The sequence below is a fragment of the Streptomyces sp. NPDC057474 genome (genome assembly GCF_042802555.1).
Lineage (GTDB): Bacteria > Actinomycetota > Actinomycetes > Streptomycetales > Streptomycetaceae > Streptomyces.
This window is the reverse complement of record NZ_JBHVDX010000021.1, coordinates 17368-32057: the sequence shown is the minus strand read 5'-3', so window position 1 is coordinate 32057 and position 14690 is coordinate 17368. Positions and strand designations below refer to the sequence as shown.

General features: G+C 71.9%; 12 protein-coding genes and 1 pseudogene. 1 reads left to right on the top strand and 12 read right to left on the bottom strand.

All coding sequences use genetic code 11. The features are described 5' to 3' along the window. Window positions 1–49: 49 nt before the first annotated feature. The 10 genes and pseudogenes from ACFU53_RS08775 to ACFU53_RS08730 form a co-directional block, all read right to left on the bottom strand. Window positions 50–844, bottom strand: a complete 795-nt coding sequence (locus ACFU53_RS08775; RefSeq protein ID WP_383987809.1) for a class I SAM-dependent DNA methyltransferase — start codon at window positions 842–844, stop codon at window positions 50–52. After that, window positions 841–2103, bottom strand: coding sequence for an MFS transporter (locus ACFU53_RS08770; RefSeq protein ID WP_383987806.1), 1263 nt, complete (start codon window positions 2101–2103; stop codon window positions 841–843). The genes ACFU53_RS08775 and ACFU53_RS08770 overlap by 4 nt, the downstream gene beginning before the upstream one ends. Next, on the bottom strand, window positions 2087–3250 hold the full coding sequence (locus ACFU53_RS08765; RefSeq protein ID WP_383987803.1) for a dipeptide epimerase: 1164 nt from the start codon (window positions 3248–3250) through the stop codon (window positions 2087–2089). The genes ACFU53_RS08770 and ACFU53_RS08765 overlap by 17 nt, the downstream gene beginning before the upstream one ends. Then, window positions 3247–4335 carry a PLP-dependent cysteine synthase family protein gene (locus tag ACFU53_RS08760; protein ID WP_383987801.1) on the bottom strand — a complete coding sequence of 363 codons (1089 nt, stop codon included), beginning with the start codon at window positions 4333–4335 and terminating at the stop codon, window positions 3247–3249. Before ACFU53_RS08760 ends, ACFU53_RS08765 begins: the two co-directional genes overlap by 4 nt. Window positions 4336–4676: 341 nt before the next feature. After that, window positions 4677–5519: pseudogene (locus ACFU53_RS08755) on the bottom strand (Rossmann-like domain-containing protein); the annotation flags it as partial. Further along, on the bottom strand, window positions 5516–6772 hold the full coding sequence (locus tag ACFU53_RS08750; protein ID WP_383987798.1) for an ATP-grasp domain-containing protein: 1257 nt from the start codon (window positions 6770–6772) through the stop codon (window positions 5516–5518). The gene ACFU53_RS08750 and the pseudogene ACFU53_RS08755, both read right to left, overlap by 4 nt. A gap of 170 nt (window positions 6773–6942) precedes the next feature. Next, window positions 6943–7506 (bottom strand): GNAT family N-acetyltransferase, encoded by a 564-nt coding sequence (locus ACFU53_RS08745; RefSeq protein ID WP_383987795.1) that lies wholly within the window; start codon window positions 7504–7506, stop codon window positions 6943–6945. Window positions 7507–7566: 60 nt separating this feature from the next. Continuing rightward, window positions 7567–8910, bottom strand: a complete 1344-nt coding sequence (locus ACFU53_RS08740; protein WP_383987792.1) for a VWA-like domain-containing protein — start codon at window positions 8908–8910, stop codon at window positions 7567–7569. Then, complete coding sequence (locus ACFU53_RS08735; protein WP_383987789.1) at window positions 8907–10187, bottom strand: AAA family ATPase; 1281 nt, start codon at window positions 10185–10187, stop codon at window positions 8907–8909. The genes ACFU53_RS08740 and ACFU53_RS08735 overlap by 4 nt, the downstream gene beginning before the upstream one ends. A gap of 109 nt (window positions 10188–10296) precedes the next feature. Beyond that, window positions 10297–11769: a hypothetical protein gene (locus ACFU53_RS08730; protein ID WP_383987785.1), complete on the bottom strand. Its 1473-nt coding sequence runs from the start codon at window positions 11767–11769 to the stop codon at window positions 10297–10299. A gap of 330 nt (window positions 11770–12099) precedes the next feature. On the opposite strand from ACFU53_RS08730, the gene ACFU53_RS08725 reads away from it, so the two are divergent. Then, entirely contained in the window at window positions 12100–13584 is a 1485-nt protein-coding gene (locus ACFU53_RS08725) for an MFS transporter (protein ID WP_383987782.1), read from the top strand. Here the strand turns inward: ACFU53_RS08725 and ACFU53_RS08720 are convergent. Continuing rightward, window positions 13550–13798 (bottom strand): hypothetical protein, encoded by a 249-nt coding sequence (locus ACFU53_RS08720; RefSeq protein ID WP_383987779.1) that lies wholly within the window; start codon window positions 13796–13798, stop codon window positions 13550–13552. The genes ACFU53_RS08725 and ACFU53_RS08720 overlap by 35 nt on opposite strands. A gap of 178 nt (window positions 13799–13976) precedes the next feature. Then, window positions 13977–14558, bottom strand: coding sequence for a TetR/AcrR family transcriptional regulator (locus ACFU53_RS08715; RefSeq protein ID WP_383987776.1), 582 nt, complete (start codon window positions 14556–14558; stop codon window positions 13977–13979). Window positions 14559–14690: the final 132 nt, after the last annotated feature.

Below are 14690 nucleotides of genomic sequence, written 5' to 3'. Positions count from 1 at the left end.
TGAGGTGAAGTGAGGTGTTGAGTGAGGTGAGATGGAGTGGGGCGAGAGATCAGTGGGTGCTGATGCCGAGGCGTGCGACGACGTGCAGTCGGTCTGCGTTCGTCACCCGGCCCGGCAACTGCCCTTCCCGCCATTGCGGTTCGGTGCGCGGGCCCGGCCCGTCGTGCAGTTCGAGTACCTCGAAGCCGTGCGTGGTCAGGACGTTGCGCAGCTCCTGCGGGAACAACAGCCGCCAGGCTGAATGCTGTTCGGCGGGTGGCGTTCCGTCGTCCGAGGTCCAGACTCGGATACGGCGCAGAAGTTGGGCGGTGCGGTCCACGGTGAGGGTGGTGGTGGACTTGTGGGCGGTGCCCTGCCAGGTGAAGGCGTTGACGGTCGGGGTGTCGAGCAGGTCGGTACGGCCCAGGAAATAGGCGCCGTTGCGCATCTCCGCGACCAGCAGCCCGCCGGGTGCGAGCGCCTGGCGGCAGGAGGCGAGGAAGCCGTCGAGCTGGGTGTTGGTGTGGCAGTACAGGAGGGAGCTGTCCAGGCAGACGACCGCGTCGAAGGCGGCCCGGCCCAGGTCGAAGCCGTGCAGGTCTGCCCGTACGTACGCCGGACCGGGGTGTCGGGTTCTGGCATGGGCGAGCATCGCCTCGGAGAGGTCGGCGCCGGTCACCGTACGGCCGACGCCGTGCAGGTGGGCGGCGTCGCGCCCGGTGCCGCAGCCCATGTCCAGGACCCGTGGGCCCGCCCCGTGGCGTCGCAGACAGTCCTCGGCCCAGCGCCCGGCCAGCCGCTCGGCATCGGGGAATCGTGCCTCGTACAGCTCGGGGTTGTCGGTGAGGAGGTTGCCGTTCGTCATGCGCTGCTCCTCTCACCGGCTGAAGCGGGGACGACGGCCGCAGGGCTCGCGGGCAGCGCCCCCAGCCGGTGCAGCCAGCCGACGCCGGCCGCCGAGACCAGCCCGAACAGGGCGCAGCACACCCAGGGCAGCCACGCATGGCCGCCGCGCTCCCCGGCATCCATCGCCCAGCCGACGAAGGTGTTGCCGATGGCCGCGGCGACGCCCGAGACGACGTAGAAGATCCCGAAGTACGTGCCGGTCAGCTCCGGTCGCCCGAAGCGTGGGATCAGCTCCATCACGAACGGCGAGGCGACCATGAGCCCGAGGTAGAGGAGCAGCGCGCCGAGCAGGACGGGTACGGCGGCGAGCCACCCGGAGGTGCCGAGACCGGCCCCCACGGCCGGCGGCAGGAAGGCCAGGCCTGTCACGCCGAGCCCCACACTGATCCAACGGCCCCTGTCGCCGAGCGACTTGAGCGACTTGGTGATGCGCAGCTGAAGCGCGAGGTTGGCGAGCGTGCCGACGAGGAAGACGAGACCGGCCGCGCCGTCCCAGCCGGTGGCCTCCCGTGCCCCGGCCGGCAGCAGCAGGTACAGCTGGTTCTCCAGGGTGAACATGCCGACCATGGCGAGCGCGAAGGCCAGGAAGGCCCGGTTTCCGAGGACCTCCCGCCAGTCCCCGAGAACACCGCCGTCGCTCGGCTCGACCTTCCGCGCGGGCAGGACGAGGGCCTGCGCGACGGTGAGGACCGCGAAGATCCCGGCGGCGGTGAGCGCGGACGTACGGAAGTCCACGAGCAGCAGCAGGCTGCCCAGCAGCGGCCCGATCAGGGCACCTGTCGTCGCGAAGACGTTGAACAGCGCGAACGCCTCCGCCTTGCGCTCCCCGGCCTCCTGCGAGAGATACGCCCGTACCGCCGGGTTGAACAGCGCCCCGGCGAGCCCACTGAGTACCGACGCGGCCAGGAGTACCGGCAGCCCGTCACCGAGTGCGAACAACCCGAACCCGACGGTTCGTAGGGCGCACCCGGCGATGATGACGCCCCGCGCGCCGAGCCGGTCGGACGCGGAACCGCCGATGATGAACAGGCCCTGCTGGCTGAGATTCCGGACGCCCAGCACGATGCCGACGACGGCCGCCGACATGCCCAGGTTCTCGGTGAGGTGTGTGGCGAGGTAAGGGATCAGGAGGTAGAAGCCGATGTTGACGCCGAGCTGATTGACCAGCAGGAGCCGGACGGCGAACGGGAAGCGGCGTATCTCATGCCACGTCTGCACGGCGTATCTCCCCCGTCTCCTCGGTCTTCCCCGTCTCCCCCGTCTCCTCGGTCTCCCCCGTCTCCTCGGTTCTCGTGGTCTTGCGAAGCCGGACTCCCAGCCCAGGCAGGTCGTTTGTCCGTACGAACCCGTCGGTCCCCCCGATGCCGGTCCACGGGTCGTCGGCGAGCAGGAGATGGCCGTCTAGGTCAACCCAGCGGGCGCGGTCGGCGAGATGGACGGCGGGTGCGAGGCCGAGGCTGCTGGCGGTGAGGCACCCGAGCATCAGCTCGGTGCCGCTGCCCTCGATCGACCGGGCGATCCGGAGGGCCGCGTGGACGCCCCCGCACTTGGCGAGCTTGACGTTGACCCCGTGCACGCGCCCCGCCAGCCTCCGGACGTCCTCCAGCCCCACGGCGTCCTCGTCGGCGATGACGGGCAGCGGCGAGCGCTCTGCGAGGGCCGCCAGGGCGTCCGGATCGCCGGGGGCGAGGGGCTGCTCGACGGCCTCCACCCCGAGTTCCGCGAAACGCGGCAGCAGGGCCTCGGCCTGTGCCGGTGTCCAGGCGCCGTTGGGGTCCAGGAGCAGCCGGGCCCGGGGAGCGGCGTCACGGATGACCCGGACGCGTTCGACGTCGTCCTCCGGGTCGGGCGCCCCGGCCTTGACCTTGACGACCTCGAAGCCGCTCGCGGCGAGGCGGCGCGCCTCGGCCGCGGCACGCGTCGGCGAGGTGATGCCGATGGTCCGGGCGGTCGCGGCCACCGGCGCGACCGGCGCGCCGAGAAGCCGGTGCACGGGGCTGCCCGTCCGCTTCCCGACGAGGTCGAGCAGCGCCGCCTCGACGGCGGCGGTGACGGCCGGGGGGACGGCGAGCGCCTGGCCGACACCCGCAGAACCGCCCACCGCGGCCAACTCGCCGGCCCGCAGCGCCTCCAGCGCGAACTCCGGGCCGCGGAACCGTACGAGTTCCGAGGCGACGTCCGCGAACAGCCGCCCCAGGGTGTTGGCATCGAGGCCGTAGTAGACGCTGGTGACGGCCTCGCCGTGACCGGCGAGCCCGTCGTGCTCGACGGTCAGCCACACCGCGTCACGCGCGGCCATGGTGGAGCGGGAGATGCGCAACGGCTCGGCGAGTTCGAGGCGTACGGTGCGCTGGGTGACCTTCACAGGCTCTCTTCCGAACGGGGGACCTTGAGCGGGTCGGCGACCCTGCCGCACCGGACCCAGCCGACGGCCTCGGCCGCGCCGGGATGGGGGATCTCGACGGGCCGGACGGCGGCGGAGGCCGGGTCGAGGCCGTGGGCGGTGGCGAAGTCGTCGTCGTAGACGCTGCCGAGGTAGCGGTGCGGGCCGTCCGGGAAGACCGTGGCGACGACGGCACCCGGGTGGACGCGGGCCGCCCAGGCGGCGACGAGCGCGACCGCTCCGGTGCTCCAGCCGCCGCTGACGAAGCTGCCCCGCGCGAGGCGACGACAGCTGTCGACGGCCTCCGACGGGCCGACCCAGTGCACCTCGTCGAAGGCGTCGTAGGCCACGTTGCGTGGGTGGATGCTGCTGCCCAGGCCGCGCATCAGCCTCGTCCGGGCGGGCTGGCCGAAGATCGTCGAGCCGGTGGAGTCGACGCCGATGAGGCGCAGCGCGGGCCAGTGTCGCCGCAGCGGGCCGATGATGCCCGCGCTGTGGCCGCCGGTGCCGACGCTGCACACCAGGACGTCCAAGTGGTCGAGCTGGACGGCGACTTCGGCGGCCAGTGAGGCGTAACCGGCGGCGTTGTCGGGGTTGTTGTACTGGTCGGGCCAGTACGCGCCCGGCAGCACGGCGAGCAGCTCCTGCAGCCGCGCGAGGCGTGCCGCCTGCCAGCCGCCCCGGGCTGCCGGGCGGTCCACCAGCTCCAGCCGTACGCCGTGGGAGCGCAGCAACTGGCGCATGGAGGGCTCCAGTTCACTGTCGCCGACCAGCACGACCGGATGGCCGAGCGCCTGCCCCGCGAAGGCCAGACCGATGCCCAGAGTGCCGGATGTCGACTCCACCACTGGTGCGCCGGCCCGCAGTTCACCGCGCTCCCGGGCCCCCAACAGCATGGACACGGCGGCCCGCGCCTTCATACCGCCCGCCGCGAGCCCCTCCAGCTTGGCCCAGAACCCGGGCTGCGGCCCGGGCAGATCGGTGGTGATGCGTGCCAGTGGCGTCCGCCCGACGAGGGACAACAACTCCGGGCGCGCGACGGCACGCAGGACGGTCGACGAAGTCACTTGCCGCCTCCCGAATCCGAGGCCGGACCCGAGGCCGGGGCCGAGGCCGGACCCGGGACTGGGCCCGAGGCCGGGCCCGAGGCCGGACCCGGGGCCGGACCCGAGGCCGGACCCGGGACTGGGCCCGGGACTGGACCCGAGGCCGGGCCCGGGACTGGGCCCGAGGCCGGGCCCGGGACTGGACCCGAGGCCGGGCCCGGGACTGGACCCGAGGCCGGGCCCGGGACTGGGCCCGAGGCCGAATCCGAGGCCGGACCCGGGACTGGACCCGGGACTGGACCCGGGGCCGGGCCCGGGGCCGGGCCCGAGGCTGAATCCGGGGCCGGGCCCGGGAGTGGACCCGAGCCGGTGTCCGCTCCGTCCAGGCGGTAGCGGTGCAGCGTGCCCGGCCCCGCGTCCAGCCAGAAGAAGGGGTAGGGCTCCGCGCACACCGCGCTCACCCCATGACCGAGGAACCGGGGCAGCACCGCACTGCCCGTCTGCGCGAACAGCACCAACTGCTTGCCGTGCAGCAGCGCGTGCCGCCGCAACGCCTCGAAGCTGCCGTTGCTCAACGTCATCCCGGAAACCAGCAGCGCGTCACAGCGGTCGGCCGCCGCGAGCGCGTCGGTGACGACCTCCTCGCCCCACTCCGTGGCCCCGCCCTTGAGATCGCACGGCACATAGCGGAGGCCACGCGAACGCAGCACCTCCAGAAGGGAGTTGACGACGCCCACCACAAGAACAACCGCGCCCGTCGGCAGATCCAGCAGTTCGACGACGGCCCGCGCCCGCGCCCGCGACTTGTCCAGCGACGTGCCGGCCGGCAGCGGGAAGGGGCGTGCCCCGTTCTCCGGCGAGTGCGGGTCGACATGCATCAGATAGGCGTCCAGCGCGGCCACCCGCACCGGGAGGAGCGGATGCTCCAGGAGTCGGGCGACATCGGCGCCGACACAGTCGTCGATCGCCGCGTCCGGCAGGGAACCGGGTTCGACCGCGCAGGACCCCACGGCACCGGCGAGACGCAGACTGAGCACCTCGTTGCGATAGCCGGTGCCCCGCCCGTCGTGCCGCACGGCCTGCCGCGTCACGAACGCCACCGCGATGCGCAAAGTCCGTGGGTCCGGGCCGAGTTGGCCGGACCGGGCATGCTTCAGCAGCTCCTCGTACGTGGCCGCGCGGGCCACCGGCGCGACGGCGGTCACCGGATCACCAGCCCGGAGCTCAACTCGCCCAACAGCGCCTCTACCTGCCCGCGCGCGCCCAGCCCGTCCGGGTCTCCCACCATCACATGGCCGAGATACTCGTTGTTGCTGCCGGCCGACCTGACCTGTCGGCCGGGCTCGGCGAGCTGTACCTCCAACACGTTTGCCAGGTCGGCTAGTTGACTGCCGTCCAGTGCTTCGAGCGTGCCCGACGTCTCCGGTACGAGGAAGCCGACGGCGGCGCTGCGCAGCCCGGTTTCCCGGCGCCGCAGGTCGGGCTCGCGGCCGAGGGCGACCTCCACGGCGGCCGCGGCGAGGTCGATGCCGGTGACATGGCGGATCAGCTCGGTGATGCGATTCCCGGCGGGCCGGGGGTTCACCTCGACCACGCGCGGACCGGCCGGGGTCAGCTTGATCTCGGTGTGCGCCACGACGCCGTCGGTCAGTCCGAGCGCCTTCAGCGCGCCCAGCGCGGTCTGCTCGGCGGCCTCCGCGTCGGCGCCCGTCAGGGCGGCGGGGAACATGTGCCCGGTCTCGATGAACGCGGGCGCCCCGCCGATGCTCTTGTCGGTCACGCCCACGACGTGCACGGCTCCCGCGTACGACACGGTCTCGACGCTCACCTCGGGCCCGGTCAGCAGCTCTTCGAGGAGTACGGCGGGCACCCGCCGCTGCCCGCGCGCGTTCAGCGGGAAGTCGGCCAACAACCGTACGGCTGAGGCGAGTTCGGCCTCGTCGTCCACGCGTCGTACGTACATGCCCGCGCACAGGTCGACGGGCTTCACGACCAGCGGATAGCCGATCTCCCGCGCGGCCCGGGCGATGTCGGCCCACTCCTCGTGGAGGGCGAAACGAGGTCCGGGCACGTCGGCGTCGGCGAGGACGCGGCGGGTGGCGTCCTTGCGGCAGGCGTTCGCGACGGCCGCCGGGCCCGGCCCGGGAAGTCCGAGGCGTCCGGCGATCCGGGCCACCGTCGGCAGGTAGTAGTCGCAGGACGAGATCACCCCGTCGAAGCCGAACACCGAGTGCAGGCGTTCCGCCTCCGGCAGGAGGGTGTCGATGTCGTTGGTGTCGACCGTGACCACGTTCCGCGCGCCGAGCAGCGGATGGGCCGTGCCCTCGGGGGCCGAGCGCAGGTAGTGGTGCAGGTCGCGGGTGAGGAACGTGAACTCGTGCCCGCCCTCCCGGATGGCCCGTGGCAGCAGCCTGCTCATCGATCCGACCCAGCTCTCGACCACCAACAGATGAGCCACAGCTCCCCTTTTCGTGCGGTGCGTTCAGGCGTCAGGGCAGCCCGACGACACCTCCACAAGGAGGTGCCCGGCTTGGCATGTGCACCTTATCGATAATCGTTTTCATTGTCATGGGGAGATTGTGATGCGGGATGCGGGATGCGGGATGCGGGATGCGGGGGTGGTCGTGCTCAGATTTCGCCGAACGGGTGCCGCTCCGCGAACTCCGGTGCGGTCATCCCGAAGAGCACCAGGTCGTGGTGGCGCCCGGCGAAGAACTTGTGGTCGCGCTGTCTGCCTTCCTCGACGAAGCCGACCCTTCGGTGCAGGGCGAGCGACGCCTCGTTGTAGGCGTACACACCTGTCTCGCACTTGTGATGGCGCCGCTCGCCGAACATGAAGCGCAACAGCAGCACGACCGCCTCGGAGGCGTACCCGCGTCGCTGATGGTCGCCGCCGACACCGATGCCGTACGCGAACCTGGCGTCGCGCGGCTCGGTGTCGTGCGTCGAGACCGCCCCGACCAGCTCGCCACTGTCCAACGCCTCGATCGCCAGCCGGAAGACGTCCCCGTCCGGCTTGGCGACGGCCTGTTCCGCCGCCCAGACGCGGTAGCCCTCCGCGGAGCGCGGCGGAAAGAGCGCGTCCACCGACCGCTGGTGTCCCGAATGCCCGTCGATCCGCATGAACGCCTTCCAGTCCTCGGGCTCGATCCCGCGCAGCCGTACCCGCTCACCTGTCCAGAAGTTGCTCATCCGCCCATGTCAGCAGGGCCTTCGGGAGGTCGTCCAACGATTTCGGACCGTGTCACCGGCCTACCCGATCTCGACCACACGGGCCCAGTCGGGCGGTGAGTCCGGTACGTAGTCGGGGTCGTCCTCGTCCCACGAGGTGCGTCGGTGATGCCGGGGGAACAGGCCGACCACCGTCCGGCACGGTGGGCGGGAGCTGGGCCAGGGTGTCTGTCCGTCGGTGAGGGCCACGATGACGTCGGGCCTGGGGTGGCTGCGGAGCGCCTTGGCGAAGCCGGCGCGGAGGTTCGTACCGCCGCCCCCCAGCAGGGGGATGCCCTCGGCCCGGCACAGCGGGTGGGCGATTCGGGCCGCCGCGTCGCACGGTACGACGGTGACGAGGTCGCGGCGGCCGCCCACGGCGCGGGAGATCGCCGCCACCTCCAGGAGCGCGCTGCCCAGTTCCGCGTCACTCACCGACCCGGAGGTGTCGATGATCACGGAGACATGGGGAGGCCGTCGCCGCAGACTCGGCAGCACGGTTCCCGGCACGCTTGCCGAGCGTCGCGACGGCCGGCCGTAGGTGTAGTCCTCGCCCGCGCCGGGCGCGGAGGCCGCCGACCGGACCGCCGCGCCCAGCAACTCCCGCCACGCCTGCGGCGGATGGAACGCCTCCTCCGCCCAGCGCTGCCAGCCCTGGGGCGCCGACCCCGGGCGGCCGGTGATGCCCTGCGCCACCCGGAACCGGACCGCATCCCGTTCCTGCTCGCTCAGGCCGTGCGCCCCGTCCGGTCCCAGCTCCCAGTCCCGTTCCAGACCGTCGGCGCCACTCCCGCAGTCCAGCCACGCCAACTCCAGTGTCTGCGCCCCCAGTTGGAACTGGCGCAGGTAGTCCTCCATCAACTGTCCCTCGGGCAGCTTCAGGAACGCCGGATCGACGACCCCCTCGGGCTTGACCAGTCCGTCGCCGAACGCGTCGTCGTTGATCTCGCAGTCGGCGGCGATGTTCATCCGCAGCCGCTCCCCGGGTCCGGTCAGCCCACGCTCCTTGGCGACCCGGTCGCTGCGCCCGTGATGGTCGCGCAGCAGATGCGACACCTCGTGCACCCATACCCCGGCCAGCTCCTCCACGGGCGTACGGTCCACGAAGCCCGGGGAGACGTAACACCGCCAGTGCCGGTCCACGCCCATGGTGGGCACCTGCCGGGACTCGACGGTGTGCAGCGCGAACAACGCCGTCGCCAGATAGGGCCGGGCCCGCGCCGCCTGCAGCCGGGCGGCGAAGAGCTTGTCGAGGTCGAGATCGAGGTCGAGACTCCGGGGGCCCGTCGCGGCGGTGCTCACTTCGGCGCTCGTGCCAGTGATCACTTCGGCACTCGTGCCGGTGCTCGCATACGCACTCGTGTCGGTGCTCGTGCCGGCGCTCATCGGCGGGCCTTCGTCGCCGTCTTGGCACGGGCCGCCGCCTGGTCCGCCCGCCGGGACAGGGTCACCACTCCGGCGAGGTTCTCGATCGCCGCCGGAACGTCCCAGTCGTCGCGGCGCAGTGAGGCGAGGGTGGTCGCGGGGACGACCACCAGATCCGGGGCACCGGTCTCCAGCGCCCGGACCAGCAGCGCCCACGCCGCGTCCCAGCGTGACTTCTCCGGACGCGCCCGGACGGCCGCCACCACGCCGTCGAGCACCGCCTGCCGCAGATCCCCCCGTTGGGGCAGGTCCGCCCCCGCCGGGTCGGCGAGCAGCACCTCGGGGTCCGGGAGGTCCAGCCGGTCCAGACTGGCCAGCAGCTCCAGCCCCGGACCGTCGCCCACGGTGCCCCTGACCAGTAGGGAGAGCACGTCGCGCGAGACACCGGAGGCGGTCGCGAAGGCGATCAGATGCAGCGTCATCTCCCAGCTCCGGGGCGACGGCCAAGGCCCGCCCCGACGGCTCTCGCTGTTGGGCAGCTGATGCACGAGCTTGGGGCGCGCGGCCAGCAGCGAGCACACCGCGCGTCGGGCGAAGTCCACCGCCTCCGACAGCCGCTCCGGTGCGAGCCGCGGCAGGGTGGCCCGGGGCCAGGTCCCACCGAGACCCCGTACGACGACTTCGTGGTCGTGCGTCCACTGCAGGTGTACGAACCGGTTGGCCAGCGGCGGGCTCAGCTCCCAGCCGTCGGCCGCCGAGGACCGGGGGTTGGCGGCGGCCACGATCCTGACGCCGGGCGGCAGTTGGAGCGCGCCGATCCTGCGCTCCAGCACCAGCCGCAGCAGCGCGGCCTGGACGGCGGGCGGTGCCGTCGACAGCTCGTCCAGGAACAGCAGCCCCCGGCCGGCCCGCACCAGCCGCACCGCCCAGTCCGGCGGAGCCATCGGCACACCCTGCTCGGCCGGATCGTCTCCCACGATCGGCAGCCCCGAGAAGTCGGACGGCTCGTGCACGCTGGCGATCACGGTCGTCAGTGGAAGATCCAGGGCGGCCGCGAGCTGCGTCAGCGCCGCGGTCTTGCCGATCCCCGGTTCACCCCACAGCAGTACGGGCAGGTCCGCGGCGACGGCCAGGGTCAGCGCCTCCAGCTGGGTGTCGGGGCGGGGTTCGGTGGTCGTGGTACGCAGCAGGCTCAACAGGTCGCCCGCTATGTCGAGTTGGGAGGTGTGGTCGGAATCGGAGCCGGCGCCGGCATCGGAGAAGGTGGTGGGCATGGCGAACGGGGTGCGTGTGGGCATGTTTGATCACCTTGGGGTGTAGAGGGCTGAAAGCGCGTGGGGATGACGGTCCCCATGACGATGTGAGAAGCGCGGCAAGCGGGTGTCGGTGGGGGATGCGGGTCCCCGGTCAGAAGAAGGTCGCGTCGCGGGGGCGGCGGTGGCGGGGTGGGCGGCGACCGACGTCGGCGCGGAACCGGCCGCGGCTGGGATCGGCGAGGCCGGCCCGGTACAGGCCGTAGGCGATCCGCCGTTGCGCGGCCGACTCCAGCTCGTCCCGCAGTGCGCCGTCGCGCAGCACCGCCTCGGGGCCGAGGAGCCCCTCGACTACGGCAAGCGCACCGGCGATGTCACCGTGGTCCAGGCGTTCGCGCACGCCGGTGAGACAGTCGGGGCGACGGTGTGCCTCGTCGATGGCCCGTAGGCAGGGGAGGGGGGTACCGGTCAGTTCGACCAGCAGTTCCTCCCGGCGAAGCTCGGCCGGGTCATGGTCCAGTGCCACCAGTACCCCGTCGACCAGGCAGATCCGGTGCCGCTCGCCCCGGCACTCCACGATCCGTGGTCGCCCGGCCGGGTCCGGAGCCTCGGACCGGCCCGACCGCACATGACCCGGTACCAGCGCCGACGCGACCAGCGGATGCAACCGCTCCACGTCGATCGCACCGGCCCGGATCAGCTCCAGATCGGGCGGCACCCAGGTCGCGGCGTCGGGCAGGACCGGCAGCGAGGTGGCGGCACCGTCGTCGCCGGTTACGGCCCTGATCCGCAGGGCGGGTGACCCGTTGCCGTTGCCGTTGCCGTTGCCGTTGTCGAGGTCCGAGGTCGGGCCCCACTTCCGGCTCGGCCCCGGCCCCAGGTCCAGGAGCAGTCGATGCCGGGCGCCGCACCGCACCAGAACGGTTCCGGTGTCACGCTCCTCCTCGCGCAGCACGATCGCCGCCTCGTCCGCCCACTGTCCGACGGCACACGCGCGCTCCGAAGCCAACGCCGCCAGCTCTTCCGACCCCGGTGGCAGCGGGCCCGGTGGAGGCGGCCGGTCGGCGGCCGGCCGATCCGCTCCGGAACGAACCCGCAGCTCACCCGCCCTGCGCGCATCCCACAGATGGCGATGCAGATCGAGCCGGTACCGACGGCTGGGACGCGGATGCGGATGGCCGCGGGCACCGGCCCCGTAGCGGGACCCGTCCCACAGCGCGAGGCCGATCCGCTGACCGGCGTCCGCCCAGGCGGGCGGAGTGCGGGCCACGAGGTGCACGGGATACGGGCCGTCGCGCCCCGCCGCGTGATACCGGGCCAGCGTGATGGTCAGGCCCGGGCGCAGCAGCCCGTCGGGAGCGATCCTCGGCATGTGCCAGCGCAACAGGTCCGGAGCCAAATGCCGGAGATCGGCCCGGACTTGGGTCGAGAGCTCCTGGCCGTGACCAATCGCCAGGGAACGCATATCGAGGTCGATGTCGATGCCTGCGGCGGCACAGGCCCCGGCCCAGTCGCCGACAGCACGGCGGGCGGTCGCAGTCTCGATCATGGAGAGTGGCACGGCGAACTCGCGCACGCGCAACCAGAAGGAAAGCCGGGAATCCCCGTTCGCGATGTGAGTGAGCATCAGCACTCACCTTGCGCGGACGGGACCCCCATTCTGCCAATGGAGTGAGTAGTCATCGCGGTGATCGTAACGCCACCCGTGCTGATCCCGCACTTGTTTTTCGACCTGATACGCGTGTGGAGGAGGCGTTCCGAGGGCACTGACCGCCGTCCGGGCGACACCGGCGCTCAAGTGGTGACGGCCAGGGCCTCGGCGTACGGTCGAACAGTGAACGCAGCGGTGGACGGAACCGTGCACTGAATCCTGCCTTCGCGATACGCCATGAGCGACCCGCAGCCGAGTTCCCCAGCGCGGACCACCACCCGGGAAACAGGTGGTGGTGGGAGTGCGATGGCGTTGTTCGTCATCGCTTCGTGTCAGCTGATGGTGGTGCTGGACATCACCATCGTGAACATCGCGCTGCCGGACATCCAGCGTTCGCTGGACTTTTCGACGACGAGCCTGGCCTGGGTGGTCAACGCGTACACGTTGACCTTCGGCGGGCTGTTGCTGCTGGGCGGGCGGGCCGGGGACATTCTCGGCCGGCGGCGGGTCTTCGTCTTCGGTGTGCTGCTGTTCGTGTTGGCCTCGCTCCTGGGCGGTCTCGCCCAGAACGCGGGCCAACTCCTCGCCGCCCGCGCCCTCCAGGGTGTCGGCGGCGCCATCGCGTCCCCGACGTCCCTCGCGCTGATCAGCACGACGTTCCGTGAAGGACCGGAGCGCAACCGGGCGTTCGGGGTGTTCGCGGCGGTCTCGGCGGGTGGCGGCGCGATCGGGCTGCTCGCGGGCGGCATCCTCGTGGAGTGGCTGAACTGGCGGTGGGTGCTGTTCGTCAACGTGCCGATCGGACTGTTGATCGTGCTGGCGACACCTCGCTGGATCAAGGAGTCGCAACGCCACCCGGGACACTTCGACATCACGGGCGCGCTGACCTCCACCCTGGGCATGGTGCTCCTGGTGTACGGATTCATCCGGGCCGCGCAGGAAGGCTGGCGGGACGGGCTGACGCTGGCCTCGTTCGCCGGGGCCGTCGTCTTTCTCGCCCTGTTCATTCTGGTCGAGCGGCGTTCGAAGCAGCCGATCACGCCGCTTCACATGTTCCGCGACCGGAACCGGGCGGGCACCTACGGAATCATGCTGTGCCTCGCCGCCGCGATCTTCGGCATGTTCTTCTTCCTGACGCTCTTCGTGCAGAACGTGCTGGACTTCAGCCCGTTGCAGGCCGGGCTCGCCTTCCTGCCGGTCAGCGCGGTCATCGCGGTCGGCGCCGGGCTGGCCTCGAAGTTCCTGCCCACGTACGGGCCCAAACCGTTCATGGTGGTGGGCGCGATCCTGTCCGCGGCCGGGCTCGCCTGGCTGACCCTGACCGACGTCCACTCCACGTACGCCGGCAGCGTCCTCGGCCCGATGCTCGTCTTCAGCCTGGGCATGGGCATGGAGTTCGTCTCACTGACCCTGATGGCGCTCTCCAACGTCTCCACCCCCGAGACCGGCGCGGCCTCCGGGCTCCTCAACGCCACCCAGCAGGTCGGCGGTTCACTCGGCCTCTCCATCCTCGTCACGATGTACGGCACGGCCAGTACCAACGAGGCGGAGAAGCAGGTCCCGGACTTCCTGTCCCAGGCGACCCCGGCCGAGCGCCTGCAGTTCGAACGGACCGGGCAGCTCCCGCCGCCCTGGTCCCACGAGGTACTCACCGCAGGCGTCTCGGCCGCCTTCGTCATGGCCGCCATCTTCACCGTGATCGCCGCCCTGATCGCGGTACTGGCCATCCAGGTGCGGCCTTCCGACCTCGAGCGGCTCAAGGGCGGGACGGAGCTCGGTCCGCCCGGCTGAGTTCCCGCCAAGTCGACGTGCAGACCACCCCGTTGAGGGTGAACGTGGTCGGAGCCGGGTTCGCGCTCCCGCGCGTGGCCTTGAAACCGAGGGCGGCCGAGCCGGCCGCGGGGATGACGATCTCGCCCTGGAAGCCGCCGGACCGCTCTCCCGTCACCCGGTAGCCGATGGCGCAGGCCGGTGCGGAACCGCCGGAGGCGGTCGTGACGGTCACTGTGCCGGCCGCGCGCCGAGCGGTTGCGGTCGGGGTGCCGGGCGGGGGCGGGGAGTGGTGTCACCGCCGGAGGAGAAATGGTTCGCGGCCTCCTCGGACGTCGCGGCGATACCGTTCGCGCCGGTCGTTCGTCAGTACTGTTCGTGCGCCGCCCGGCCGGACCGGGGCGGCGCTCACTTCACTGGTCGGTTCCCGGCCTCCCGGTGCGCAGGCCGTCCATGACGAGGTCGAGGAGGCGGGTGGCGCGCGGCTGCCAGTCCTGGGGGTCGATCTGCCAGAGGCCGGCGATCGCGAGGAAGAAGTCGTCCGCGGTGACTCCGGGGCGGATGGTCCCGGCCTTCTCGCCCGCGCGGAGCAGGAGTTCGGCGGCTTCGGCCGCCGGGGCGTGTCCCGGCTTGTCGGGGCTGCCGGGGCCGCTGGTCGCCCGGCGGATCGCCTCCGCGAGGCCCACCTTGGTCATGGCGAACCGGGCGAGGCGGTCCATCCACTCGCGGAGCGCGCGGTCCGGCTCGCGGGTGGCGAGCAACTCGGCGGCGGAGTCGGCGACCTGTTGCAGTTCGTGCCGGTAGACCTCCAGGACGAGGGCCTCCCGGGTGGGGAAGTGGCGGTAGAACGTGCCCTGTCCGACGCATGCCTTCCTGGCGATCCTGCTCAGGGGTACGTCCGCGGAGCGTGTCAATTCGGCCAGGGCGACTGCCAGGATGCGCTCGCGATTCCGCTGTGCGTCCGAGCGCAGAGGGGCGCCCTTCTTCTGTCGCACGCGGCCTCCTCGCGGGTCCCTGGCCGAAACCCGTGCTTGATAAGCGGACAACTGTCCGTTACGTTTTCCCGGAGAGGACAGCTGTCCGGTTGTTGCATCGTAGCGTCGGCGCGAGCGGCGCCGGGACCCCGG